The sequence below is a fragment of the Xanthobacter luteus genome, assembly GCF_040049235.1.
Taxonomy (GTDB): domain Bacteria; phylum Pseudomonadota; class Alphaproteobacteria; order Rhizobiales; family Xanthobacteraceae; genus Xanthobacter.
The window spans coordinates 209391-235420 of the sequence record NZ_JBDZDO010000008.1; the positions used below are offsets into that span (position 1 = coordinate 209391).

Annotated in this window: 22 protein-coding genes; 9 read left to right on the forward strand and 13 right to left on the reverse strand. The window is 70.3% G+C overall.

The features are described 5' to 3' along the window. Positions 1–227 precede the first annotated feature (227 nt). Positions 228–1415, forward strand: a complete 1188-nt coding sequence (locus ABLE88_RS21925) for a L,D-transpeptidase family protein (RefSeq protein WP_348833933.1) — start codon at positions 228–230, stop codon at positions 1413–1415. 104 nt (positions 1416–1519) lie between these two features. Here the strand turns inward: ABLE88_RS21925 and ABLE88_RS21930 are convergent, their stop codons facing one another. Further along, positions 1520–2200 carry a DUF1345 domain-containing protein gene (locus ABLE88_RS21930; protein ID WP_348833934.1) on the reverse strand — a complete coding sequence of 227 codons (681 nt, stop codon included), beginning with the start codon at positions 2198–2200 and terminating at the stop codon, positions 1520–1522. A 136-nt stretch (positions 2201–2336) separates the two neighbouring features. Between ABLE88_RS21930 and ABLE88_RS21935 the strand changes: the two genes are divergently transcribed. Continuing rightward, positions 2337–2912: an HdeD family acid-resistance protein gene (locus ABLE88_RS21935; RefSeq protein ID WP_510182933.1), complete on the forward strand. Its 576-nt coding sequence runs from the start codon at positions 2337–2339 to the stop codon at positions 2910–2912. A gap of 51 nt (positions 2913–2963) precedes the next feature. Here the strand turns inward: ABLE88_RS21935 and ABLE88_RS21940 are convergent, their stop codons facing one another. The 7 genes from ABLE88_RS21940 to rpmI form a co-directional block, all read right to left on the reverse strand. Next, positions 2964–6113, reverse strand: a complete 3150-nt coding sequence (locus ABLE88_RS21940) for an efflux RND transporter permease subunit (RefSeq protein ID WP_348833935.1) — start codon at positions 6111–6113, stop codon at positions 2964–2966. Continuing rightward, positions 6110–7309: an efflux RND transporter periplasmic adaptor subunit gene (locus tag ABLE88_RS21945; protein WP_348833936.1), complete on the reverse strand. Its 1200-nt coding sequence runs from the start codon at positions 7307–7309 to the stop codon at positions 6110–6112. Before ABLE88_RS21945 ends, ABLE88_RS21940 begins: the two co-directional genes overlap by 4 nt. A 156-nt stretch (positions 7310–7465) precedes the next feature. Further along, positions 7466–8116: a TetR/AcrR family transcriptional regulator gene (locus ABLE88_RS21950; RefSeq protein ID WP_348833938.1), complete on the reverse strand. Its 651-nt coding sequence runs from the start codon at positions 8114–8116 to the stop codon at positions 7466–7468. 188 nt (positions 8117–8304) lie between these two features. After that, positions 8305–10719 (reverse strand): phenylalanine--tRNA ligase subunit beta, encoded by a 2415-nt coding sequence (pheT, locus tag ABLE88_RS21955; protein WP_348833939.1) that lies wholly within the window; start codon positions 10717–10719, stop codon positions 8305–8307. 12 nt (positions 10720–10731) lie between these two features. Next, the gene (pheS, locus tag ABLE88_RS21960) at positions 10732–11841 is read right to left on the reverse strand and encodes a phenylalanine--tRNA ligase subunit alpha (protein ID WP_348833940.1); all 1110 of its coding nucleotides are present in this window, start codon (positions 11839–11841) and stop codon (positions 10732–10734) included. A 207-nt stretch (positions 11842–12048) separates the two neighbouring features. Next, positions 12049–12411, reverse strand: coding sequence for a 50S ribosomal protein L20 (rplT, locus tag ABLE88_RS21965; protein ID WP_282891847.1), 363 nt, complete (start codon positions 12409–12411; stop codon positions 12049–12051). Positions 12412–12436: 25 nt separating this feature from the next. Further along, positions 12437–12637, reverse strand: a complete 201-nt coding sequence (gene rpmI / locus ABLE88_RS21970; RefSeq protein ID WP_348833942.1) for a 50S ribosomal protein L35 — start codon at positions 12635–12637, stop codon at positions 12437–12439. A gap of 274 nt (positions 12638–12911) precedes the next feature. Between rpmI and ABLE88_RS21975 the strand changes: the two genes are divergently transcribed. Next, complete coding sequence (locus ABLE88_RS21975) at positions 12912–13853, forward strand: alpha/beta fold hydrolase (protein ID WP_348833944.1); 942 nt, start codon at positions 12912–12914, stop codon at positions 13851–13853. Between the two features lie 12 nt (positions 13854–13865). Here ABLE88_RS21975 and hisN read toward each other — a convergent pair whose 3' ends face one another. After that, the gene (gene hisN / locus ABLE88_RS21980; protein WP_348833945.1) at positions 13866–14648 is read right to left on the reverse strand and encodes a histidinol-phosphatase; all 783 of its coding nucleotides are present in this window, start codon (positions 14646–14648) and stop codon (positions 13866–13868) included. Positions 14649–16186: 1538 nt separating this feature from the next. Further along, complete coding sequence (locus ABLE88_RS21985; protein ID WP_348833946.1) at positions 16187–17074, reverse strand: N-formylglutamate amidohydrolase; 888 nt, start codon at positions 17072–17074, stop codon at positions 16187–16189. Between the two features lie 257 nt (positions 17075–17331). On the opposite strand from ABLE88_RS21985, the gene cpdR reads away from it, so the two are divergent. The 4 genes from cpdR to purN all read left to right on the forward strand — a co-directional run bounded on the left by cpdR (position 17332) and on the right by purN (position 21570). Continuing rightward, a complete protein-coding gene (gene cpdR / locus ABLE88_RS21990) occupies positions 17332–17694 on the forward strand; it encodes a cell cycle two-component system response regulator CpdR (protein WP_348833947.1) in 363 nt (120 codons plus the stop codon). A gap of 56 nt (positions 17695–17750) precedes the next feature. Continuing rightward, on the forward strand, positions 17751–19628 hold the full coding sequence (locus tag ABLE88_RS21995) for an ABC-F family ATP-binding cassette domain-containing protein (protein ID WP_348833948.1): 1878 nt from the start codon (positions 17751–17753) through the stop codon (positions 19626–19628). Positions 19629–19849: 221 nt separating this feature from the next. Continuing rightward, on the forward strand, positions 19850–20923 hold the full coding sequence (gene purM / locus ABLE88_RS22000) for a phosphoribosylformylglycinamidine cyclo-ligase (RefSeq protein ID WP_510182934.1): 1074 nt from the start codon (positions 19850–19852) through the stop codon (positions 20921–20923). Next, entirely contained in the window at positions 20920–21570 is a 651-nt protein-coding gene (purN, locus tag ABLE88_RS22005; protein WP_348833950.1) for a phosphoribosylglycinamide formyltransferase, read from the forward strand. The genes purM and purN overlap by 4 nt, the downstream gene beginning before the upstream one ends. Positions 21571–21599: 29 nt before the next feature. Here the strand turns inward: purN and ABLE88_RS22010 are convergent, their stop codons facing one another. Together ABLE88_RS22010 and msrB are read right to left on the reverse strand one after the other, a co-directional pair. Then, positions 21600–23720, reverse strand: a complete 2121-nt coding sequence (locus ABLE88_RS22010; RefSeq protein WP_348833952.1) for a S9 family peptidase — start codon at positions 23718–23720, stop codon at positions 21600–21602. Next, entirely contained in the window at positions 23717–24169 is a 453-nt protein-coding gene (gene msrB, locus ABLE88_RS22015) for a peptide-methionine (R)-S-oxide reductase MsrB (RefSeq protein WP_348833953.1), read from the reverse strand. Before msrB ends, ABLE88_RS22010 begins: the two co-directional genes overlap by 4 nt. A gap of 345 nt (positions 24170–24514) precedes the next feature. Here msrB and ABLE88_RS22020 point away from each other — a divergent pair, with 345 nt between their 5' ends. Next, positions 24515–24928, forward strand: a complete 414-nt coding sequence (locus ABLE88_RS22020; protein ID WP_348833954.1) for a Ros/MucR family transcriptional regulator — start codon at positions 24515–24517, stop codon at positions 24926–24928. Between the two features lie 83 nt (positions 24929–25011). On the opposite strand, the gene ABLE88_RS22025 is transcribed toward ABLE88_RS22020, so the two are convergent. Then, on the reverse strand, positions 25012–25338 hold the full coding sequence (locus ABLE88_RS22025) for a hypothetical protein (protein ID WP_348833955.1): 327 nt from the start codon (positions 25336–25338) through the stop codon (positions 25012–25014). Positions 25339–25760: 422 nt separating this feature from the next. Between ABLE88_RS22025 and ABLE88_RS22030 the strand changes: the two genes are divergently transcribed. Further along, on the forward strand, positions 25761–26027 hold the full coding sequence (locus tag ABLE88_RS22030; RefSeq protein ID WP_348833957.1) for a helix-turn-helix domain-containing protein: 267 nt from the start codon (positions 25761–25763) through the stop codon (positions 26025–26027). The last annotated feature ends 3 nt before the right edge of the window (positions 26028–26030 follow it).

Here is a 26030-nt window from a genome sequence, read left to right on the forward strand (position 1 = left end):
GCGGCGGAGCGCGAAGCCGCGTTGCGCCCGATCGCGGCGCGGGATAATCCCCTGCACAACCCGTGCGGCACGGCCACGAGGGTGAGTTCTCCGGCGTTCGCGGCCGTCCCCTCGGGAGCCGGCCGCAGAATTTCTCGGGGCCGTTTCCAATTTCGTCACGTTTCAAGGTTAACAGCTTCCCCATGATGCTGCGCCAGACTTTCCTTCTCGCTGCCTTCGGGGCTCTCGTGTCTTTGCCTGCCTTCGCGCAAGGCTCGTACGGAAGCGGCACCTATAGTGTTCCCGAACCCGAGGAGGCGACGGCGGCGCCCGACACGCCGCCCGGCAGCGTGGGCTATGGCGCCCCGCCACCCGGCTATAATGATCCCTATGCGCGGCCCATGCGCGGCGGCAGCAGCGACCAGGTGGAGCGGACCAGCCTTCCGCCGCCGTCCGGCTACGGCCAGCCGCAGGTCTACGCCCCGTCCGGCGCGCCGCAGCAGGCCTCCGGAGCGCCGGCGCCCGCCGATGCCGGCCAGCCCATGTCGATCACGCCGCAGCAGGCCTATCCCCAGCAGGGGGGCGGCTATCCGCAGCAGGCCTACCCCCAGCAGGCTTATCCGCAGCCGCAGCAGGCCTATCCGCCCGGCCAGCAGGCTTATCCGCAGCAGGCTTATCCCCAGCCGGGCTATGGGCAGCAGCCGCAGGTCTATGGGGGCGCGCCCGCGGCGGCTCCCGGGTACCCGCAGGCGCCGTCCCCGCAGGGCAATGTCGCTTATGGCACCGCCGCGGCGCCGCCCGGCGGCGTCTATGGGCCCAATGCCGCTTTGGTGCCCGGCACCCAGGAGGCGCCGTCTGGCCCGCGCATCGAGGACGTGGATCCCGCCGAGCCGGTGCCGGATCGCTTCCGCCGCCAGACGGTGGACTACGTGACCACCCAGCCCGCGGGCACCATCGTCATCGATACCCCCAACACCTACCTCTATTATGTGCTTGGGAGCGGCAAGGCGATCCGCTACGGCATCGGCGTCGGCCGCGACGGCTTCACCTGGTCGGGGACTGAGAAGATCACCGGCAAGAAGGAATGGGCCGATTGGCGCCCGCCGACCGAGATGATCCAGCGTCAGCCATATCTGCCGCGCTTCATGGCGGGGGGCCCCGGCAACCCGCTGGGCGCGCGCACCATGTATCTCGGCGGGACCATCTATCGCATCCACGGCACCAACGAGCCGCAGACCATCGGCAAGTTCGTGTCCTCCGGCTGCTTCCGCATGCTCAACAACGACGTGGAAGATCTCTATGACCGCGTCAAGGTGGGCACCCGGGTGGTGATCCTGCCCAAGCCCGGCGGCGCCCAGGCCAATGCGGCCGGCGTGGCGCCCGGGCCGGTCACCACGGGCTCCACGCCCGCGGCATCGTCCACCGCCCAGCGCTGACCGCCCGCGCCGGTTTCCCCGGCGTCGCCCAGCCCTTCGATCTGCGAAGGCCCGCGCCGCACCCTGCGCCGCGGGCCGTTTGCTTTTCCGAGGACCGGCGGCGCTCACATCAGCGCCGCCGCCACGTTCACGCCGAGCGCGATCACCGCGGTGTTGAACATATAGGACGCGATCTGATGGCCGAGCACGAAGCGGCGCAGGCGCGGCGCGTTCACGGTCACGTCCGCGGTCTGCGAGGCGGTGCCGATGTTGAAGGCGAAATAGAGGAAGTCCCAATAGTCCGGCGCGTCGCCCCCCGGGAAGCCCAGCGCCGGCTGCGGGTCGTCGCGCTCGGCATCGTAGAACTCGCGCGCATAGTGGAACGCGAACAGGGTGTGGAAGAAGAGCCAGGAGGCGATCAGCGTTCCCACCGCGAGCGCGACATGGGCCCATCGCTCGCCGTCCGACGGCGCCCCGGCCTCCATGATCACGGCGACGAGGCTCGACCCCGTGGCGAGCACCGCTACGAGCAGGGCGACCCAGGCGCCCTCGTCGTCGCCCTGCGCCCGGCAGCGCACCTGCGCGGGATCGCAGCGCAGCACCAGCAGCCCGGCGAGCAGCAGCCACAGGGCCGCGCCCACGTCGAAGGAGACCAGGAAGCGCACCCGCGGATTGTGGACCGGCACCAAGAGATAGGCCGCGATCCCGACGGCAACAAACAGCCGCGGATGCAGCCGCACCCAGCCCGGCATCCTGCCATAGGCTGCCGCCCACCACGCGCGCGGACCGCTTCCCGAGACATGCATGTCTTTCTCCTTAAGGTCCCGCCGTGCCGGTCACGGGGACGTTATGTGGCGAGCCATACTCCTGTATGATGGCGCATGCACGCCGGGCCTGCCGCGAGTCGCGGCGACCTTCCTCCGGCGCGCTCGGAGACGGCCCATGACCATGCCTGCTTCTGCCCCGTCCGCCGCCGCCATCGACGGCCTCCAGTCCATCCGCGCCAGCTGGGGCTGGTTCGTCGCACTCGGCGTCGCCTTCGCCATCCTCGGCTTCGTCGCGCTCGGCCACGTGCTCGCCTCCACCCTCGTGACGGTGCTCTATGTGGGCGCGCTGGTCGTGGTGGGCGGCGTCGTGCAGGTGATCCACGCCTTCCGGGTGAAGGGCTGGGGCCGCTTCTTCTTCTGGCTTCTGGCCGGCCTGCTCTACGTGGTGGCGGGCGCCCTCATGATGTACAACCCGCTGCTCGGCGCCGGCGTGCTGACGCTGATGATCGGCGTCGCGCTGGCGGTGGAGGGCGTGTTCCGCATCGCCGCCGGCTTCGGCACGCGGCCGGCCGCCGGCTGGGGCTGGATCGTCTTCGCCGGCGCCATCACGCTGCTGCTGGGCCTCGTCATCATCGCCCGCTGGCCGGTGAACTCGCTCTACATCCTCGGCCTGTTCCTCGGCATCGATCTGATCGTGAACGGCGTTACCACCGCCATGTTCGGCCTCGCTCTGCGCGACAAGAAGGCCTGAGCCCGCGTCCCCATCCCATGCCGACGGCGGGACCCGGACGGGTCCCGCCGGTCACCGAGCCGGGACCGGAACCGCGCCCGCTTCCGCGGCGGCGGCCGCGCGCACGTCGACCCGGAAGGCGGCCGCGTAGAGCGCCGGCACCACCAGCAGCGTGAGCGCGGTCGCCACCAGCAGGCCGCCCATGATGGTGACCGCCATGGGTCCCCAGAACACGCTGCCGGCGAGCGGGATCATGCCCAGCACCGCGGCGAGCGCGGTCAGCACCACCGGCCGGGCGCGGCGCAGCGTCGCGTCGACGATGGCGCGGTGCGGCGCGCGGCCCTCGGCGATGTCGTGGTCGATCTGGTCCACCAGGATCACCGTGTTGCGCATGATCATGCCGGCGAGCGCGATCAGCCCGAGCAGGGCGACGAAGCCGAACGGCCGGTGGGCGATCAAGAGCGCCGCGGTGGCGCCGATCAGGCCGAGCGGCGCGGTGGCCAGCACCAGGCCGAGCCGCGAGAAGCTCTGCAGCTGGATCATCAGCAGCGTCAGCATGACGATGATCATCACCGGGAACACCGCCGCCAGCGAGGCATTCGCCTTGACGCTCTCCTCGATCGAGCCGCCGGTCTCGATGCGGTAGCCGGCCGGCAGCTCCGCCTTGAGCTGAGCGAGGCGCGGCAGGATCCGGGTGGTCACGTCGGGCGGCTGGACGCCGTCCGTCACGTCGGCGCGGGCGGTGAGCACGATGTCGCGGTCACGCCGCCACAGGATCGGCTCCTCATAGGAATAGGCGATCCGCGCCACCTGGGCGAGCGGCACCGGCGTGCCGTTGCCGCCCGCCACCGTGAGCGCGCCGATCCGCTCGAGGTCGACCCGCTCCTCCGGCACCGCGCGCGCCACCACGTCGATCAGCAGGTTGCCCTCGCGGTGCTGGGTCACGGTGTAGCCGGTGAGCAGGGTCTGCAGCGTCTCGGCGAGGTCGCGCGGGGTGGTGCCGATGGCCCGGGCCCGGTCCTGGTCCACCGCCAGGGTGATGGATTTGACCTGCTCGCCCCAATTGAGGTGGGGATCGATGACGGCGGGATCCTGCGCCATCACCTTGCGGACCTTCTCGGCGATGTCGCGCACCACCAGCGGGTCGGGGCCGGCGATCCGGAACTGCACCGGGAAGCCCACCGGCGGGCCGAACACGAAGCGGTCGATGCGCACCCGCGCCTCGGGCAGGGCGCCGTCCGCCACCGCCGCGTCGAGCCGGGCCTTGAGCCGCTCTCGGGCCTCCACGTCCTTCGCGACGATCACGATCTGCGCGAAATTCGGGTTCGGCAGCACCGGACTGAGGCCGAGCCAGAAGCGCGGCGTGCCGCGGCCGACATAGGTGGTGGCGGTGGCGACGTCGGCATCGCCGGCGATCAGCGCCTCGGCCTTGCGGGCGGTCGCCTCCGTCACCGAGATCGAGGTGCCCTCCGGCAGGCGCATCTCCAGGAACAGCTCGGGCCGGGTGGAGGTGGGAAAGAATTGCTGCTGCACCAGGCCGAAGCCGGCCACCGAGAGCGCGAACAGGCCGAAGGTGGAGCCGATGACGAGGAAGCGGTGCCTGAGGCACCATTCCAGCACCCGCCGCAGCAGGCGGTAGAGCCGTCCGTCATGCATTCCGTGGGCGCCATGGGCGCCCGCTTTCTTCATCTGCGGCAGCAGCATGAAGCCGAGATAGGGGGTGAAGATCACCGCCACGAACCACGACGCCACGAGCGCGAAGCCCACCACCCAGAAGATGCCGCCGGCATATTCGCCGGACGACGACTTCGCAAACCCCACGGGCAGGAAGCCCGCCGCCGTCACCAGCGTGCCGGTGAGCATGGGAAAGGCGGTGGAGGTCCAGGCGAAGGTGGCGGCGCGGGCGCGGTCCCAGCCCTCCTCCATCTTCACCACCATCATCTCGATGGCGATGATGGCGTCGTCCACCAGCAAACCGAGGGCGATGATGAGCGCGCCCAGCGTGATGCGGTGGAGGTCCATGCCGGTGGCGAACATCACCAGGAACACGATGGCGAGCACGAGGGGCACCGAGAGCGCCACCACGACGCCGGTGCGCAGGCCGAGCGAGAGCAGGCTCACCGCCAGCACGATGACCAGCGCCTCGCCGAAGGTCTTGAGGAACTCGCCCACCGACTCGCCGACGATGTGCGGCTGGTCCGCCACCTGGACCACGTCGATGCCCACCGGAAGCTCGCTCGTCGCCTCGTCCATGGCGGCCTTCACCGCCTTGCCCCAAATGATGATGTTCTGCCCTGCCGCCATGGAGACGCCGATGCCCAGCGCCCCCTCGCCGTTCTGGCGCACCAGGAAGGCCGGCGGGTCCTCGTAGGCGCGGTGGATGGTGGCGATGTCGCCGAGCCGCAGCAGCGCCCCGCCGGCATTCACCGGCACCTCGGCCACCGCCTTCTCGCCGGAGAACGCGCCGGTGAGGCGCAGATTGATCCGGTCCGCCTTGGTGTCGATGGCGCCGCCCGCCACCACCGCATTCTGGCGCGCCACGCTGTCGAAGATCTGCTGCGGCGTGATGCCGAGGGTGGCGAGGCGGGCGTGGGAGAATTCGATATAGATGCGCTCGGGGCGCTCGCCCACGAGGTCCACCTTCTCCACCCCCGAAACGCGCAGCAGGCGCTGGCGGATCTCCTCCGCCTGGCGCTTCAGCTCGGCGGGCGAGGCGCCCTTGCCGGAGAGCATGTAGAGGTTGGAATAGACGTCGCCATATTCGTCGTCGAAGCCGGGGCCGATCACGCCGAGCGGCAGGTCGCCCTTGATGTCGCCGACCTTCTTGCGCACCTGGTACCACAGCTCCTTGACCTCGCGTGCCGGCGTGCTGTCGGCCAGGATCACCTGGACGAAGGACACGCCCGGGCGCGAATAGCTCTCCACCCGGTCGAGATGCGGCAGGGACTGGAGCTTCTTCTCGATCGGGTCGGCCACCTGGGCCTGCATCTCGGAGGCGGTGGCGCCGGGCCAGGACGCGGAGATCACCATCACCTTGATGGTGAAGGAGGGGTCCTCCGCCCGGCCGAGATTCAAATAGGAATAGAGCCCCGCCGCCGCGAGCAGCAGGATCGCGAACAGGGTCAGCGCGCGATGGGTGATGGCCCAACGCGAGAGGTTGAAGCGGCCTTGGCCCGCGCTCGCGTCCGCCGTGGCCTCCGCTGGGGTCTTGGGGGCGCTCATCGGCGCGCCCCGCCGGCCAGCCCCGCCGTGGCGAGCTGTCCCTTGGCCGGCACGGTGCGCACGGCCTGGCCCGGTTCCAGCGTCTGCACGCCGAGCGTCACCACCCGCTCGCCGCCCTGGAGGCCGGCGGCCACCAGCACCTCCGCATCGGTGTAAGCGGCGATCTCCACCTTGCGCTCGGCGAGGGTGGAGGCATCGCCCTCCACCACGAAGACGAGCGGGCCGCGGCCCTTGTCGATGACGGCGGAGAGCGGCAGGCGCGCCACCTTGGCCTGGTCCTTCGGATGCAGGGTGACGGTGGCGGTCATGCCGAGCGCCACGCTTTCGTCCGGATCGAGGATGGTGAAGCGCGCCGGATAGGTGCGCGAAGTGGCATCCGCCTGGGGCGAGAGTTCGCGCAGCTTCACCCGATAGGCCTTGCCCGGCGCGGCCCACAATTCCATGGCGGCGGGCGCGGTGCGCGCGTCGGCGAGGTCGATCTCCGGCAGCGCCACCAGGGCCTCCTTCTCGTCGAGCCGCGCCACCCGCACGATGGTCTGGCCGGTGGAGACCACCTGTCCCGGCTCCGCCGCGGTGGCGATGACGACGCCCGCCTGATCCGAGACCAGCTCGGCGTAGGACAGCCGGTTCTGGGCCAGTTCGAGGGAGCGTTTGGCGCGTTCCAGGCGGCCCACCGCCTCCTCCTTGGCGAGCGCCTTGCGGTCGAGCTCGGCGGCGGAGGCGAAGCCCTTGGCGGTCAGCGAGCGGGCGCGCTCGTCCTCGGCGGAATTCTGGGACAGGTTGGCCTTGGCTGCGGAGAGCTCGGCCTCGGCGCTTTGCAGCTCCAGCTTCAGGTCCTCCGGATCGATGCGCGCCACCACGGTGCCGGGCGCGATGCGGTCGCCGATGCCCACCAGGCGCTGGGTGACCTTGCCGGGCACGCGGAAGGCGAGATCGATCTCGCGCCGCGCCCGGACCACGCCCACGAAACGCTTTTCCGCCTCGCGCGGGGCGAGGGCGACGGTGACCACCTGGACCGGGCGGGCGCGCTGGCCCGCGGTCTGGGCCGGCGCGCTGTCGCCGCAACCGGCCAGCAGGAGGAGGGCGGCCAGCAGGGCGCCGCCGGCAAGGATGCGGATGCCGGCAGGAGCGGCTGCGCGGCCGTCGGACCGGCCGCGGCGGGTCCCGGGCGTGCTTGATGCGAGAGGGTCACTCATGGCGAACGTCCTGACCGATGAAAGGTTATGGATCAAAACTGACGAAACTCGTCGATCATCACTTCAAGGGCGCGAACCGGCCCTGCCACCCACCTGCGGCGTCGCTTCAAGGACGCGCCGGCAGGCGCGCCGCCGACCCGCGCCCGTCTCTGGCGCTCAGCCGTCCCCGCGCCGCGCGACCTGGCCTGGCGCCGCCTTGCTTACCAGCGGCGCGCGCTCGGCCTCGACGCCGCGCAGGATGAAGCGCACGGTGGCGTCGAGCTGCGCCTCCAGGTTCTCGTCGATCTTCTGGGCGATCAGGATCGGATGGCAGAAGCCCACACAGGTGCCGAGCAGGATGGTCGCGACCTCGGCCGGATCGTGCTCCACGAAGGCGCCGCTCCGGATGCCTTCGGCCAGCACGCCGGCCAGCATGGCGCCGATGCGCGCCTTGTGGGCCTCGATGTTCTGCCAATTGTGCTCGATGGCCACCAGGACCATGTCGTGCACGCGCCGCTCGGCCAGGAAATTGGCCTTGTGATAAGCGAGGATCGAGCCGAAGGCGGCGACGATCCGGTCCTGCGGCGTGCCCGGACCGGCGACGGCCTGGGCGATCTCCACCTCGTTCTCGGTGAGGCACTTCTGGCAGATGGTGGCGACGATGGCGTTCTTGGAGGGAAAGAAGCGATAGACGTTGGCCGACGACATGCCGAGCTCGTTCGCGATATCGGCCACCGCGGTCTTGGCGAAGCCCATGCGACGAAACAATTCCTCGGCCACCTGCGCGATCTTCTCGCGGGTCTCGTCCGCCGTCTCTCGTCCGCGCACGTTCACTGACCGTGACCCTCGAAGTTCGAATTGTGATGATTTTCATAAATCATCACAATTCAGGACGCAAGCGGGGTGCCTTCAGATCGCCTGCTGCGCAGGAGTTCTGCGCTGGATCCCGGCTCGGCGCTCCGGCCGCGCCATCGCGGGGCGCGGTTGGGGCGCGCCGCCACGGGGCCGGGGTGCCCTCAGGCGCGCAGCACCGCGCCGGTCTTCTTGGCCACCTCGGCGACGATCTTTCCCGCCACGGCCTCGATCTCCTCGTCCGTGAGCGTGCGCTCGCGCGGCTGCAGCGTGACCTCGATGGCCACCGACTTCTTGTCCGGCTCGATGCCCTTGCCCTCATAGAGGTCGAACACGCCGACGCCGGTCACGAGCTTGCGGTCCACGCCCTGCGCCGCCTTCAGGATGTCGGCGGCGGCCACCTCGCGGCCCACCAGGAAGGCGAAGTCGCGCCGGACCGGCTGGAACGCGGACAATTCGAGCGGCGGCTTGACCCGCGTCGCCTTGGCCTTGGGCTCGGGGATCTTGTCGAGGGTGATCTCGAACGCCACCAGCGGCCCCGAAACGTCGAGCGCCTCCAGCACCGCCGGGTGCACCTCGCCGAAATGCGCCATGGCGTTTGAGCCGAGGCGCAGCGTGCCGGAGCGGCCCGGATGGTACCAGGACGGCGCGTCCGCCGTGACCTGCAGGTTCGCCATCGGCGCACCGCAGGCGGCGAGGGCGGCCATGGCGTCGGCCTTGGCGTCGAAGGCGTCCACGACGTCCGCCGCGCGGTTCCAGAAGCGGCCGGCGCCGTCGGGCTTCGCGGTGCCGCGGCGGATGCCGGAGGCGCACTGGCGCTGGTCCTTCTCGCCGTCGCCGAGGAACACCTGGCCCACCTCGAACAGCGCCACGTCGGCAAAGCCCCGGTCGGCGTTCGCCTGGGCGGCACGCAGGAGGCCGGGCAGCAGGCTCGGGCGCATGTCGGAGAGGTCGGCGGCGATGGGGTTGGACAGCGCCAGCTCAGGCTTGCCGCCGCCGAACGTCTCCGCCTCCGCCTTCGAGACGAACGACCAGGTGACCGCCTCGACGAGCCCGCGCGCGGCGAGCGCGCGCCGCGCCTTGCGGGTGCGCAGCTGGAGCGCGGTGAGCACCGGCTTCCTGGCGTCGGCGTCGCGCGGGAATTCGGTCGCCGGCACGCGCTCGAGGCCGAGAATGCGCACCACCTCCTCCACCAGGTCCGCCTTGCCCTCGATGTCGCCGCGCCAGGAGGGCGGCACCACGTCGAGCACCGGCGCCGCGCCCGAGACCGAAAAGCCGAGCGCGCCCAGCACGTCGCGGATTTCCTTTTCCGAGGTGTCGAGGCCGGACAGGCGCCTCACCTCCGACAAGGGGAAGGCGATGGTGCGGGCGGTGTCGGGGATGGCGCCCGCCAGCACCACGTCCGACGGCGTCCCGCCGCAGAGCTGCACGATGAGATGGGTGGCCAGGTCCAGCCCCGGCAGCGTGAAGGCCGGGTCGATGCCGCGCTCGAAGCGGAAGCGGGCATCCGAATTGATCCCCAGGCGGCGGCCGGTCTGGGCGATGTTGATCGCGTCCCACAACGCCGATTCGATCACCACGTCCGTCGTCGTCTCGTCGCAGCCGGAGGCTTCCCCGCCCATGATGCCGGCGAGGCTCTCGACACCGTTTTCATCGGCGATCACGCACATGGTCTCGTCGAGCGCATAGGTCTTGCCGTCCAGCGCCAGAAGCGTCTCGCCGGCTTTGGCCCGGCGCACCACGAGGTCGCCAGCCACCTTCCTCGCGTCGAAGACGTGGAGCGGGCGGTTGCGATCGAACGTCATGAAATTGGTCACGTCCACCAGCGCGTTGATGGGGCGCAGGCCGATGGCGCGCAGCTTTTCCTGGAGCCAGTCGGGGGAGGGGCCGTTCTTGACCCCCTTCACCACGCGCAGCGCGAAGGCCGGGCACAGCGATGGGGTGTCGCCGAACTCCAGGCTCACCTTCACCGGCGAGGGGAACGCGCCCTCCACCGGCTTGATGCGCGGCGCCATCAGCTCGCCGAGGCCGGCGGCGGCGAGGTCGCGCGCGACGCCGGAGACGCCGAGGCAATCGGCGCGGTTCGGCGTCACGGCGATCTCGATCACCGGATCGTCGAGCCCCAGAACCTGGGCGAACGGCGCGCCCACGGGCGCGTCGGCGGGCAGCTCGATGATGCCCTCATGCTCCTCGGACAGGCCCATCTCGCGCGCCGAGCACAGCATGCCGCGGCTCTCCACGTCGCGGATCTTGCCGATCTTCAGTTCCAGCCCCGATGTGGGGATGATCGTGCCGGGCGCGGCGAAGACGGTCTTCAGCCCGGCGCGGGCATTGGGCGCGCCGCACACCACCTGGATCGGCTCGCCTTTGCCGATGGAGACGGTGCACACCTTGAGCTTGTCGGCATTGGGGTGCTTCTGCGCGGTCAGCACCTCGCCCACCACGAAGGGGGCGAGCTGCTTCGCCTTGTCCTCGACGCCCTCCACCTCCAGGCCGATGAGGGACAGGCGCTCGACGATCTCGTCGAACGAGGCGGTGGGCTCCAGGTGGTCCTGGAGCCAGGAGTAGGTGAATTTCATGGGTCCTGCTCCTTACGCGCTCAGCCCGCCGGCGAGCGTCGGGAAGTCCAGCGGGCGGAAGCCGTAGTGGGAGAGCCAGCGCACGTCGGCCTCGAAGAAGGCTCTAAGGTCGCTCATGCCGTATTTCAGCATCGCGATGCGGTCGATCCCCATGCCCCAGGCGAAGCCCTGATGTTCGTCCGGGTCGATGCCGCAATTCCTGAGCACGTTGGGATGCACCATGCCGCAGCCGAGGATCTCCAGCCAGTCGCTGCCTTCGCCGAAGCGGATCTCGCCCGGGCGGGAGCGGTCGCACTGGATGTCCACTTCCATGCTTGGCTCGGTGAAGGGGAAGAAGGACGGGCGGAAGCGCATCTTCACCCCCTCCACCTCGAAGAACGCCTTGCAGAATTCTTCGAGAATCCACTTCAGGTGGCCGAGATGGGCATGCCTGTCGATCACCAGCCCCTCCACCTGGTGGAACATGGGGGTGTGGGTCTGGTCCGAGTCGCAGCGATAGGTGCGGCCGGGGCAGATGACGCGGATGGGCGGCGCCTTGGTCTGCATGGTGCGCACCTGCACCGGCGAGGTGTGGGTGCGCAGCACCTTGCGCTCGCCGTCCTTGCCGGGCGGCAGGAAGAAGGTGTCGTGCATCTCGCGCGCCGGATGGCCGGCGGGGAAGTTCAGCGCCGTGAAATTGTGGAAGTCGTCCTCGATGTCGGGACCTTCAGCCACCGAGAAGCCCATGTCGGCGAAGATGGCGGTCAGTTCCTCCGTCACCTGGGCGATGGGATGGATGCGGCCGAGCTCGGCCGGGCTCTCGCGCACCGGCAGCGTCACGTCCACCCGTTCGGTGGCGAGGCGCGCTTCCAGCGCGGCGGCCTTCAGGGTCTCCTTGCGGGCCGCCATGAGGCCCTGGATGCGGTCGCGCAGGCCGTTGATGGCCGGGCCCATCACCTTGCGCTCGTCCGGGCTCATGGCGCCGAGCGACTTCAGGAGCTCGGACACCGAGCCCTTCTTGCCGAGCGCCGAGATGCGCACCTGCTCCAGCGCGGCCTCGTCGGCGCTCGCCAGGATGGCGGCGGCGACTTCGCGCTCCAGCGCGTCGAGGGCGGGATGATCGGTCAGGACGAGGTCGGACATGGGGATATCCCGGAATGTCAGGTGTTCGCGCGGGGCCGGCGGCGTTCTGGCGATCGCGCCGCTCGACGATCGCGCCGCTTATAGACGCGGGGCGTGCAAAGGCAAAAGCCCCGCACGGCAGGCCGTCGGGGCTGAAGCAGGTCTCGGAAAGACGGGAGGAAGAGGCCGCCCGCGCTCAGCAAGCGCGGAGGTGCACCTTGGCCGCGCTCAGGCGAGCGCGGACTTGGCCTTCTCCACCAGGGCCTTGAACGCATCGGGCTCGTGGATGGCGATATCCGAGAGCACCTTGCGGTCGACCTCGATCCCGGCCTTGCCGAGACCGTCGATAAATCGCGAATAGGTCAAATCCAGATCGAGCGCGCGCACGCCGGCATTGATGCGCTGGATCCAGAGCGCGCGGAAATTGCGCTTCTTCACCTTGCGATCGCGGTAGGCGTACTGCATCGACCGTTCGACGGCCGACTTCGCAGCGCGGATGGTGTTCTTGCGGCGGCCGTAAAAGCCTTTGGCGGCTTTGAAGACCTTCTTGTGCTTGGCGTGGGAAGTTACGCCACGTTTGACGCGGGCCATGGGAATGCTCCTTCAGATCGTGGCGTCAGCCGTTCGGCAGGAACGACTTGCGGATGACCCGCCCGTCGCACTCGGCGAGGATGGTCGTGCCGCGCTGATTGCGGATCTGGTTGTTGGTGCGCTTGATCATGCCGTGGCGCTTTCCGGCCTGGGCGGCGATGACCTTTCCCGTACCCGTGAGGCGGAAGCGTTTCTTCGCTCCCGACTTGGTCTTCATCTTGGGCATTTGGCTCTCCGTGGCACGGGTGCGTCCGCCTTGCGGCGCCGACCCCCAGCCTCTTGTTGCTGTTGAGCGGTAAGAACTGGCGCGGCAGCCCTTGTGGCCGGCCTGTTCCGAAGGCGGAAGTCGTTACAGGACAGGCGCGCGAAAGGCAAGGGGGCGCGCCCTTCCGGCGCACCGCTTTCGCGCCCCGGCGGGCCCGCGTTGTCGGGGCGCCCGTCCTTATGTAACGGTGGGCCGCGCGTCCGCCCGGCCGCCGCGCCGCATCCGTCGAGCCCCCATGACCCTCTTTCCCACCCCGAGCAACCCCGTCCCGGAAGGCGCCGTCTCGGGCGAGATCACCACGGCGGACGGCGTGCGCCTGCGCTTCGCGCGGTTCGCGCCCCAGGCGCCGCTGCGCGGCACCGTGGCGCTGCTGACCGGGCGCACCGAGTTCATCGAGAAATATTTCGAGGTGGTGCGCGACCTCCAGGTGCGCGGCTTCGCCGTGGCGGTGCTCGATTGGCGCGGGCAGGGCGGCTCCCAGCGCCCCCTGGGAAATCCGCGCAAGGGGCATGTGCGGCGCTTCTCGGACTATCTCGCCGATCTCGACGCCTTCGCCAAGCAGGTGCTGCTGCCGGACTGCCCGGCGCCGCATTTCGCCCTCGCCCATTCCATGGCCGGCACCATTCTCCTGGAGGCGGTGGTGGCGGGGCGGCGCTGGTTCGATCGCATGGTGCTGTGCGCGCCCATGCTCGGGCTCGAGGTGGTGCCGGCGGAAGGCCTGGTGCGCCCGCTGGTGCGCGGGCTGTCTCTGCTCGGCATGGGCCGCGCCTTCGTGCCCGGCGGCGGCTCGGCCTCGGTCACCGAGATCCCGTTCCAGCGCAACATCCTCACCTCCGATGCCGCGCGCTACGAGCGCACGGCGCAGATCGTGCGCGCGCATCCGGACCTCGCCCTCGGGGCGCCCACCATAGGCTGGCTCGCGGCCGCCTATGACGCCATGGACCACCTCGCCCGCCCGGAGACCGTGCTCGGCATCCGCCAGCCGCTGCTGATGATTGCGGCGGGGGCGGACCGCCTGGTCGCCAACGACGCCATCGAGCGCCTCTCGGCGCGGCTGATCGCCGGCGCCCATGTGGTGGTGCCGGCGAGCCGCCACGAGATCCTGATGGAGCGCGATCTGTTCCGCGCCCAATTCTGGGCCGCCTTCGACGCCTTCATCCCCGGCACGCCGCTCTGAGCGAAGCCGGGCTCAGGCGCCGAGCGCCTTGAGCGCGGCCTCGTGGACCGCGCGGCTGCCGGCCGCGACCACCCGCCCTCCGGCCACGGGCGAGCCGCCCTCCCAGCTGGTCACCACGCCGCCCGCCCCCTCGATGACGGGGACGAGGGCGATCACGTCGTGGTCGTGCAGGTTGGTCTCGATCACCAGGTCGATCAGGCCGGCCGCCACCATGCAATAGGCGTAGCAGTCGCCGCCATAGCGCGAGAGGCGCACCTGCGCCTCCACCTTCTCGAACGCGGCGCGGTCCGGTTCGTCCATCAGGCGCGGGCTGGTGGTGTAGAGGACGGCATCCTCCAGCCGGGCGCAGTCGCGGGTGAACAAAGCGCGGTCGCCCGCCGGGCCGGTATAGCGCGCGCTGCGGCCATCGCCGAAGAATCGCTCCTTGATGAACGGCTGGTGCATCATGCCGTAGACTGCGGCGCCGTCCTTCAGCAGGCCGATCAGCGTGCCCCAGGCGGGCAGGCCGGCGATGAAGGATTTGGTGCCGTCGATGGGGTCGAGCGCCCAGACATAGGGCGCATCGGGGTTCAGATTGTCGAACTCCTCGCCGATCACCCCGTGGTCCGGGAAGGTGGTGGTGATGAGCTGGCGCATGACCTGCTCGGCGGCGCGGTCGGCCTCGGTGACCGGATCGAACGCGCGGCCCCGGCTCTTGTCCTCGACGCTCAAGGCGGTGCGGAAGAAGGGCAGGATCGCCTCGCCCGACACGGTGGCGAGCTGGTGGACGAATGCGTCGAATGCCACGGCGGTCATGGGGTCCACCTTGTCGTTTCGGTGCCTCGGACGCCGGCGCGCGCCGGCGGCGGCAGGTAAGCGCGGGAGGCGGCCGCTGCCAAGGGGCCCGATGATCGCGGGCAAGCGGCCGGGCGCCGCGCCCGCGGCACTGCCGCCGAACCGGGCGCCGCGCCGCGCTGGTTCGCAGGTGCGGTAGGGGGACAGAACGGCCTACGACTAAAGATGAATGTCGAGTGATATCAAGGCATGGATCGTTTCGGGCCAGGCGCGGGCGGGGCTGTGGTTCAAACACGGGCAGCAGGGCCGCCAGGCGCCGCTCGTCCGTCGTGCAAGACTCCTCAACCTGTTGGCGGCAAATGATTCAGGACCGCCCGAAGCTGCCTAAACAATCGCCGTTGCGCCATCTTGCGGCACCCGGGGGAAGCTAGCATATTAGTGCGGCGCGGCATTGCTTGCTGCAGTGCCGCTGCCCTCCTTGGGCGTTTCCTCCCTAGACTTGGGCCGCTCCGGCTTCGTGAGCGGCCCCTTTCTTTTCGGGAGCCCGGCCGGTGCCTTGCGCCCGAGCGCCGCGATCGCCCGCTTCGCCTTACATCCCTCGCTCGCGGGTGCCGCACCGGGCCGCCCGCGCCCGTTTTCCGCGCCGCCGGGGCTCGCGCGCCGCAGGCTTGTCGCGTCCAGGCCGAGGTCGTGGCGGCGCCCGGCCGAGGCGGCCGCGAACGGAGGCCCTGCGGGCGCGGGCGGGGCGCAGGCAATGGTGGGACGCGACGCCGCGAGGCAGGGGCGGGTGGGGGGGCAGATCGCGGCGTGCGCGCCGCCAGGAGGGCGGTCCCTCGATCCCGGGCGGTGCCGGCCCATCGGGCCGATAACCCTGCGGCGCGTGAGCGCGACGGTGCACCACGGCCGGCGCCATCCGCGGACGCCGGTCCGAACGCGCGGCGCGGGCGACTCGGCGCGGACCGGCGAGATGCCTTGGTGGGAAAGCTGATTGGCGCGGAACGCCCCCCGGAGGGCGGTGCAGCAGCACTCCGCTACCCTGGCGGGGCGGAAAATCTCCTCATGAGATCAAGCGATTGCGAAAAATCGCCCCCATGCGACATCCAAGCACTTGATTTCTGGCGACGCAATGGGCTATTGCTGCACTGCGACATGGCGATTGGCGTCGCTGTGTCGCTGCCCTCCTTGGGCGTTTCCTCCCTAGACTTGGGCCGTTCGCTTCTGCGGACGGCCCCTTTCTTTTTGGGCCCTGCCATTCTATTGGCGCCGCGTTTGCGCGGGCCTTGGTCTTGAGCCGCCGGGCCTTGAGCCGCGGCGACTGGGCCGTCCGGTTCCCCTCCCAAAAAACAGCAGACTGCGCTCGCCACCCGCATAAGCGGCGGTCACATCATGGCCTTCGCGGGTGCGAGTGGCCCTGTCCTGAAAGACGTCTCCCCTGGCGCGGAGACCCGGTCATTGCCGGCGAATTCGGGGCAAGCGGCAGCCCTCGTCGGTCCACGGCAAATTGGTATATCTGCCATTCGAAAAACGCAAGGCACCTTTTTGACGAAATTCCGACAGAGCTACTCCGCCGCCGCCCGCGGCGGTTCCAGCACCTCGGCGACCGCCTCCATCAGGCGCGGAACGAGTGCGCCGACATCGGCGCGCAGGGCGTTGAATCCCGCACCGCGCGCATAGACCGCCTCCTCCATATAGAGGCCGCGATTGACCTCGATCTGCACCGCGTGCAGGCCGGCGGAGGGGTTGCCATAATGCTCGGTGATGTAGCCGCCGGCATAGGGCTTGTTGCGCACCACCCGGTAGCCCAGCGCGGCAAGCTCGCGCTCCAGCGCCTCGGTCACCGCCTCCGCGCAGCTGGTGCCGTAGCGGTCGCCGATGACGAAGTCGGCGCGCGCATTGTCGTCGCGGGTGGAGACCGAGGGCATGGAATGGCAGTCCACCAGCACGGCGACGCCGAAGCGCCGCTGGGTGCGCGCCACGAGCCGGCGCAGCGCCTGATGGTAGGGCTTGTAATAGGCCTCGATGCGCTCCAGCGCCTCGGCCACCGAGAGCCGGCGCGGATAGATCTCCTGTGCGTCCCCCACCACCCGGGCGATGGTGCCGAGCCCGCCGGACACGCGGATGGAGCGGGTGTTGGCGAACGGCGGCAGGCGCCCGTCGAACATGCGCGGATCGAGCTCGTAGGGCTCGCGGTTGAGGTCGAGGAAGGCGCGCGGGAACAGCGCCCGCATCAGCGGCGCGCCGGCCGCCACCGCCGGCAGGAACAATTCGTCGACGAAGCTGTCCTCGGACCGGCGCAAGGTCGAGAAATCGAGCCGCGCCTGCTCGACGAAGGCGCGCGGATAGATCCGTCCCGAATGGGGGGAGTTGAAGACCAGCGGCGTCGTGGCCTCGTCCGGGACCAGGATCTCGAAGGCGGGGTCGATGGTGTCGGCGAGGCAGGCAGTCATCGAGCGCCGTCGGCTCCTTGAATATTTGGGAAAGAAGAGCTTAACGGCGCGCCGCGCCCCTGGAAAGGTACGATGGCGTATTGCTTCGTGCAGCGCTAGGCTCGCGCTTGTGCGAGGCCGGGCGCGGTCGGGACCCGGTTAAGCGGAGCGGGCGCCGCGGCGCTTTCACCTCGAATTTACCCGTTGGGGCCAAGAAGGCCCATGCGCCCCCGCACCATCCGGGGCGGCTGGGATTCTCGATTTTGAGGGGACGGGGCGTGGCCAAGATCCTGCTCGCGGAAGACGACAACGACATGCGCCGCTTTCTCGTCAAGGCGCTGCAGAATGCGGGCTATTCCGTGGCCTCCTACGACAACGGCAAGTCCGCCTACGAGCGCATGCGCGAGGAGCCGTTCGAGCTGCTGCTCACCGACATCGTCATGCCGGAGATGGACGGCATCGAGCTGGCGCGCCGCGCCACCGAGCTCGATCCCGACCTCAAGGTGATGTTCATCACCGGGTTTGCCGCCGTGGCGCTCAATGCGGACGCCGACGCGCCCTCGGAGGCCAAGGTGCTCTCGAAGCCGTTCCACCTGCGCGATCTGGTCGCCGAAGTGGGCAAGGTGCTCGACGCCGCCTGACCTGCGCCACCGGCACGCCTTGCGAAGGCCGGGCGCACCTGCGACAAGGCGCGCCCATGATCGTTATCGACGATATCTCCCTGCGCCTCGCCGGGCGCCTGCTCATCGACCACGCCTCGGTGGCCATCCCCGAGGGCGCGCGCGTCGGCGTGGTCGGCCGCAACGGCTCCGGCAAGACCACCTTGTTCAAGGCCCTGGTGGGCGAACTGGAGCTCGAAAGCGGCGTCATCCGCATGCCGAGCCGCACCCGCATCGGCCGCGTCGCCCAGGAGGCGCCGGCCGGCCCGGACAGCCTGATCGAGCGCGTTCTGGCGGCGGACGACGAGCGCGCCGCCTTGATGGCCGAGCGCGAGAGCGCCACCGACGGCGCGCGCATGGCGGAGATCGAGACCCGCCTCGTCGACATCGACGCCCATTCCGCTCCGGCGCGCGCCGCCACCATCCTCGCCGGCCTCGGCTTCGACGAGAGCGCGCAGAGCCGGCCGTGCTCGGAATTTTCCGGCGGCTGGCGCATGCGCGTCGCGCTCGCGGCGCTGCTGTTCACCGAGCCGGACCTGCTGCTGCTGGACGAGCCCACCAACTATCTCGACCTCGAAGGCACGCTTTGGCTCCAGGACTATCTGGCGCACTATCCGCGCACGGTGATCCTCATCAGCCACGACCGCGATCTGCTCGACACCTCGGTGGACCACATCCTCCACCTCACCAACCAGAAGCTCACGCTCTACAAAGGCGGCTTCACCGGCTTCGACCGCCAGCGGCGCGAGCGGCTTTTGCTCGACCAGAAGGCGCGCAAGAAGCAGGAGGCCAAGCGCGCCCACATGGAATCCTTCGTCGCCCGCTTCCGCGCCAAGGCGACCAAGGCGAAGCAGGCCCAGTCGCGCCTCAAGGCGCTCGCCAAGATGGAGCCGCTCGCCGCCGAGGCCGCGGAGGAGGCGGCGGCGATCTCGATCCGCCATCCCGAGCGCCTGCTCTCCCCGCCGATCGTGGTGCTGGACCATGTGGCGGTGGGCTACGAGCCGGGCAAGCCGGTGCTGCGCAACCTCGATCTGCGCATCGACGAGGACGACCGCATCGCGCTCCTGGGGCCGAACGGCAACGGCAAGTCCACCTTCGCCAAGCTGCTGGCGGACCGCCTGAAGGCGCAGAGCGGCTCCGTGGTGCGCGCCGACAAACTGGAGGTGGCCTATCTCGCCCAGCACCAGCTCGACGAGCTGCATGCCGACGAGAGCCCGGCCCAGCACCTGCGCCGCCTGATGAAGGACGCCCCCGAATCGCGGGTGCGCGGGCGGGCGGCGGAGATGGGCTTTTCGGGCGCCGCCGCCGACACCAAGGTCGCCCAATTGTCGGGCGGCGAGAAGGCGCGCCTGCTGCTCGGCCTCGCCTGCTTCAACGGCCCGCATCTGCTGATCCTCGACGAGCCCACCAACCATCTCGACATCGCCGCGCGCTCGGCCCTGATCGAGGCGCTCAACGACTTTCCCGGCGCGGTGATCCTGATCTCCCACGACCGGCATCTGCTGGAGGCCTGCGCCGAGCGGCTGTGGCGCGTCTCCGGCGGCACGGTCAGGCCCTATGAGGGCGACCTCGACCAGTACCGCCGCGAGGTGCTCTCCAAGGCCGACGGGGACCGCATGACCGGCGAGGGCCGCAAGGACCGCGGCGCGGCGCAGCAGGGGACGTCCGAGCCGCGGCGGCGGATCGCCACCGGTCCCATGAAGAAGCGCATCCGCGAGCTCGAGAGCGCGGTGGCGAAGCTCGAGACCGAGATCGCCGAGATCGACGCCAAGCTCTCCGAGCCGGACCTGCACGCCCGGAAGCCCTACGATGCCGCCCGCTTCGCCAAGGCGCGCGAGGCGGCGGCCCAGGCGCTGGTCCAGGCCGAGGAGGAATGGCTCGCGCTCAGTTCGGAGCTGGAGGCGGCGGGCAGCTAGCAGGCGCGCCTCCTGCATCGCAGGAATGGTCTGCTTTGCCGGGGTCCAGCGCAGGAACCGTGCCGCAGGCGGCCTGCCCGGAACCGCCCGGGCAGAGCGGTTCGCCCGCTCCGAAAGGGGATGCCGCCGCCGGCCCGCCTTGCCTTGCCCTTCATTCGCGGCTAGAGCGCCCACTTCTACGCAGGCCGGCCGGCGCGACGCCGGCCGCGCGCGAGGTGCCCATGGCTGAGGACGGACTTTCCTATCGGGACGCCGGCGTCGACATCGACGCGGGCAACCGGCTCGTCGATCTCATCAAGCCGCTGGTGAAGGCCACCGCCCGGCCCGGGGCCGGCGCGGACATCGGCGGCTTCGGCGGGGTGTTCGACCTCAAGGCGGCAGGGTTTGAAGACCCGCTGCTGGTGGCCACCACCGACGGGGTCGGCACCAAGCTGAAGATCGCCATCGAGACCGGCGTGCACGACACCATCGGCATCGACCTCGTCGCCATGTGCGTGAACGACCTCGTGGTCCAGGGCGCCGAGCCGCTGTTCTTCCTGGATTATTTCGCCACCGGGCGGCTCGCCCCGGAGGTCGGCGCGCACATCGTCGCCGGCATCGCCCGCGCCTGCAAGGAGGCCGGCTGCGCCCTGGTCGGCGGCGAGACCGCCGAGATGCCCGGCATGTACCAGGACGGCGATTACGACCTTGCCGGCTTCTCCGTGGGCGCGGTGGAGCGCGGCGGCCTGCTGCCGCGCGCCGACGTCGGCCCGGGCGACGTGATCCTGGGCCTGGCCTCGGCGGGGGTTCATTCCAACGGCTATTCGCTGGTGCGCCGCATCGTCGAGCGGTCGCGGCTCGTCTGGGGCGACCCGGCCCCGTTCGCGCCCGGCCAGCGTCTCGGCGCCGCGCTGCTCACGCCGACCAGGCTCTATGTGAAGAGCACGCTCGCCGTGATCCGCGCCAGCGGCGCGGTGAAGGCGCTCGCCCACGTCACCGGCGGCGGCCTCACCGAGAACCTGCCGCGGGTGCTGCCTAAGGACACCCTCGCCCGCATCGACCTTGCCACCCTCATGGTGCCGCCGGTGTTCCGCTGGCTCGCCACCGCCGGCGGCGTCGCCGGCGAGGAGATGCTGCGCGCCTTCAACTGTGGCATCGGCATGGCCGTGGTGGTGGATGCCGCCAAGGCGGAGCAGGTGGCGGACGCCTTCGCCGACCACGGCGAAAGCGTCATGCGGCTCGGCGTGATCGAGCCGGGCGCGGGGGCGCCGCGCGTGGTCTATGACGGCGCCGCCGACTTCGGGTTCGCGGCATGAGGAAGAAGCGCGTCGCCGTGCTCATCTCCGGGCGCGGCTCCAACATGGCGGCGCTGGTGAAGGCGGCGGAGCGGGCGGATTTCCCGGCGGAAATCTCGCTCGTGCTCTCGAACCGGGCCGATGCCGCCGGCCTCGCCTTCGCGGCCGAGCGCGGCATCGAGACCGTGGTGCTCAGCCACAAGGACTATGCGGACCGCCTCGCCTTCGACGCCGCGCTCGACGCGCAGCTGAAGGTGGCCGGCATCGAGATCGTCTGCCTCGCCGGCTTCATGCGCCTGCTCACCCCCTGGCTGGTGGAGCGCTGGCGCGACCGGATGATCAACGTCCATCCCTCGCTCCTGCCCGCCTTCAAGGGGCTCGACACCCACGCCCGCGCTCTGGCGCTGGGGGTGCGGCTGCACGGCTGCACGGTGCATTTCGTGCGCGCCGAGATGGACGAGGGGCCGATCATCCTGCAGGCGGCGGTGGCGGTGGACCCCGCGGACACGCCCGACACGCTCGCCGCCCGGGTGCTGGCCCAGGAGCATGTGATCTATCCCAAGGGCCTGGAACTGCTCGCTGCGGGCCGGCTGGCGGTGGCGCACGAGCGGGTCGTCATCGACGGCGCCCAGGGCGGTCTGCCGCCGCTGGTGGCGCCGCAGGTCTGAGGGCGCCCGAGGTCTCCGCGGGCGCCGCCTCAGGCGGGCTCGGGCGCGCCGACGGCGGCGCCCGCCGTGGCGAGGGCGAAGGCGAACACCAGCGCCACCTCGTCCAGGCGGTCGAAGCGCCCCGCCGCGCCGCCATGCCCCGCCTCCATGTTGGTGCGCAGCAGGATCGGCGCGTGGCCGGTGGCCTCATGCCGCAGGTGCGCCACCCATTTGGCCGGCTCCCAATAGGTCACGCGCGGGTCGGTGAGGCCGGCGAGCGCGAAGATCGCCGGATAGGCCTGGCGCCGCACGTTGTTCACCGGCGAGTAAGCGAGGATGCGCCGGAACGCGGCCGCGTTCTCGATCGGATTGCCCCATTCGGGCCATTCCGGCGGGGTGAGGGGCAGGCTGGCGTCGAGCATGGTGGTGAGCACGTCCACGAACGGCACCTCGGCGACGATGCCGGCGAACAGATCGGGGCGCATGTTGGCGACCGCCCCCATGAGCATGCCGCCGGCCGAGCCGCCATGGGCGACGATGGCGCCGCGCCGCGTGAAGCCGGCGGCGAGAAGGTGCTCGGCGCAGGCGATGAAGTCCGTGAAGGTGTTGGTCTTGCGGTCGAGCTTGCCGTCGATGTACCAGCGCCAGCCCTTCTCGGTGCCGCCGCGGACGTGGGCGATGGCGTAGACGAAGCCCCGGTCCACCAGCGACAAGCGCGTGGTGGAGAAGCCCGACGGGATGCTCATGCCATAGGCGCCGTAGCCGTAGAGCAGGAGCGGCGCCGTGCCGTCGAGCGGCGTGCCGGCGCGGTAGAGCAGGGAGACGGGGACGCTTTCCCCGTCGGGGGCCATGGCGAACACCCGGCGTGTCACATAGGCCTCGGGATCGTGGCCGCTCGGCACCTCCTGCCGCTTCAGCAGCGAGCGGTCGCGGCTGTCCATATGGTAGCGCCACACCTCGGCAGGGGTGGTCATGGAGGCGTAGGTGAAGTGGATCTCGCGCGTGTCGAACTCGAAGCCGCCGTCGAGCCCCAGGGCATAGGCCTCCTCGGCGAAGGCGACCGGATGCTCGGTGCCGTCGGCGAGCGCGCGCACGACGATGCGCGGCAGCCCCGCCTCCCGCTCCAGCCGCGCCATATGGTGCGCGAACACCGTGACGCTCAGGATCATGCGGCCCGAGACGTGGGGCACGAAATCGCGCCAGTTGGCGCGCTGCGGATCGTCCAGCGGGGCGGTGACGATCTTGAAGTCCTCGGCCCCGTCCGCATTGGTGAGGATGACGAGGCGCGCGGCGCCGGCAAGGTCAGGGTGGTGCTCCACCTCGTAGCGCACGCCGGGCGTGCGGGCGGCCACCAGGCGCGGCGTTGCCGCCGGGTCGGTGAGCGCGAGCAGGCGGACTTCCGAGGTCTCGTGGTTGCCGCAGGCGATGAGGCCGAAGGCGCCGGACTGGGTCTCGCCGAGCGAGACGAAGAAGCCCTTGTCCGGCTCGTCATAGACCAGCACGTCGGTGGCCGGGTCGGTGCCCAGCACGTGGCGGAACACCTGGGACGGGCGGTGCTCGGCGTCGCGGCGGATGTAATAGAGCTGGGCGCCGTCGGCGCTCCAGATGAGGTCGCCGGTGGTGCCCTCGATGCGGTCGGGCAGGTCCTGCCCGCTGAGCGCGTCGCGCAGGCGGATGGCGTAGAGCTCGGCGCCGGTCTCGTCGGCGGCGAAGGCGAGGCGGGCATGGTCCGGCGCATGGCGCCAGTGGCCGAAGCGGAAATAGGCCTTGCCCTTCGCCTCGGCGTCGCCGTCGATCAGGATGGTCTCCGGTCCGTCCCCGTGGGCGGGCTTGCGGCAGACCAGCGGGTGCTGGCCGCCCTCGCGGTGGCGGCTGAAATAGGCGAACCGCCCGTCGGGCCGCGGCACCGAGCTGTCGTCTTCCTTGATGCGCCCGCGCATCTCGCGCACCAGCGTGTGCTTCAGTTCCTCAAGCGGGGCGAAATAGGCGGCCTGGTAGGCGTTCTCCGCCTCCAGATAGGCGCGGATCGCCGGGCCGAGCACGCCCGGATCGCGCATCACCGCGCGCCAGTTGTCGGCGCGCAGCCAGGCATAGGGGTCGTCGAGGGTGACGCCGTGGATGGTGACGGGGGTGCTGGTGCGGGCGGCGCGCGGCGGCTCGCCCGCGCTCACGCGTCGTCTCCCGTGTCGAGCGCGAGCTTGAGCGCGGTGCCGTTCATGCAGAAACGCAGGCCCGACGGCGCCGGGCCATCCGGGAAGACATGGCCGAGATGGCCCTCGCACCGGGCGCAGCGCGCCTCGATGCGGCGCATGCCGTGGGACGTGTCCTGGTGCGTCACCACCGCGTCGGGCGAGACCGGCGCGAAGAAACTCGGCCAGCCGGTGCCGGAATCGTACTTGGAATCGGAGCGGAACAGCGGCGCTCCGCAGCCGGCGCAAGAATAGAGCCCCTTGCGCTTCTCGTCCCAGTAGGGGCCGGTGAAGGCGCGCTCGGTGCCATGCTGGCGCAGCACGTGGAACTGGGCGGGGGACAGGCAGGTGCGCCATTCCGTCTCGCTGCGCACCAGCTTGTCGGACGGCTCGGCATCAGGCGCCGAGGTCGCAGGCTTGACGTCGACCATGGGGAACCTCGCTTGGCGTTTGCCTTCAAGTAGACATCCCTCCGACGCCCCGCAAGATGCCTGCGGGTCGCGGATCGGGCACGAGCGTCGGTGAAAGAGGACTTTCCCGCATCGAGTGCTGACGGTACGGTTTCCGGAATCTGTGAAGACCTGGAAAGATGAGCGTCGGATTTCCACGGAATCTACTTGCAATCTGCAAATCTCGACCATAAAAGGCGCGCGTACCTGTTCGGTCGAATCCCTGCGATATCGCGGAGCGGACCTTGATGCGGGGTTCGGCGCGGTGGCGGGGCCGCGTTCGAGGGTCAATGTTCCAGATCGATCAACACGCTCGAAGAAAGTACCATGAACGATATCACGGAAACGACCAGCTTCATTGAGCTCGCGGCCGACATCGTCTCGGCCTATGTGAGCAACAATTCGGTCGCAGCGGCGGATCTGCCCGGCCTGATCAACGAGGTGTACGGTGCCCTCCAGCGCGTCTCCACGGGCGAGGCGGAGCCGGAGCCGGAGCCGCTGAAGCCGGCGGTGCCGGTCAAGAAGTCGGTGATGCCCGACTTCATCGTCTGCCTCGAGGATGGCAAGAAGTTCAAGTCGCTGAAGCGCCACCTGCGCACCCAGTACGACATGACTCCCGAGCAGTACCGCGAGAAGTGGGGCCTGCCCCTCGACTATCCGATGGTCGCGCCCAGCTATGCCGCGGCGCGCTCCGAGCTCGCCAAGCAGATGGGCCTCGGCCAGCAGCGCCGCCGCCGCTGACCGCGTTCTGTCCCGGCGCGCCAACGGCCGGCCGCCGCGGGCGCCGCCGCGCGTGACGTCCGGCCGCCCCGGGGGGGCGGCGCTCAGCCGGACGGCGCGGGCTTTTGCGTGCGCCCGCCGGGCCGGGCCGGGCCGCGCCCCGAACCACCTCCCCAGCTCTTGGCGAGCCGCAGCAGCGCGGCATGCCGCACCGGATCGTAGCCGCCCGCGCCGCTCCGCAGCGAGGACGCGGCCTTGCGTGCGCCGCGGAGCGCCCGCGCGATCTCCGCCGCCCCCGGCGCGGCGCGCCGCATGGCCTCCATCTTCCGCCGCACCAGCGTCTCCGATTCCTCCGCCCGGAAGGCGCGGATGCGTGCTTCGGGACGATGCGCGGAGCGCGGCGAAGGTCGGATGTTCGCGGTCGGCGGCATGGCGCAGCTCCCTCTTGCGATCGCCCGAGGGTTAAAGCGTTTCCGGTGCAGGGGGATAAGTTCCTATTTACTTTGCGGCGCCGGGTTCGGGCTCTTGCGATCAAATAATTGAAAATAAATATTAATTACTGAGGCGTCACGCATTCTTGCCGGTCGCCTTATCCCCGCCTCCGCGGGGCGCGGCATGATGATGTAGGAATTCAAACCTACAACAAGAGGTCGCGATGCTTCTGACCGACTCGGCCTGCCCCGAGGGGCGTAGCCAATTTGTCCCGGCCGGCGACAAGCGGCCCGGCCCGGTGACCCGGCCCCCGAGCCGCCCAACGGGGCGGTCGGCCGGCGCCGCCCCGCCGCGGGCGCGCCCGGGCCCGGCAGAAGCCTTTCCCCGACCGAAGCTCGTGCCCTGCCGGCTCGCCGCGGCCATGGTCTCGGCATCGACCGGGGTCTCGGTGGACGACATCCTGGCGCGCCGGCGCGCCCCGGCGGCGGCGGCGAGCGCGCGCCAGCTCGCCATGTATCTCGCCCATGTGGGCTTCGGCGTCGCGCTCGCGGACGTCGCCCGCGCCTTCCGCCGCGACCGCACCACCGTCGCCTACGCCTGCCGGCGCATCGAGGACCTGCGGGACGGGCCGTTCGACCTGGAGGTGGCGCGCCTGGAAGCCTGCGCGCGCTGGGCGGCGGAGGGCTGAGCC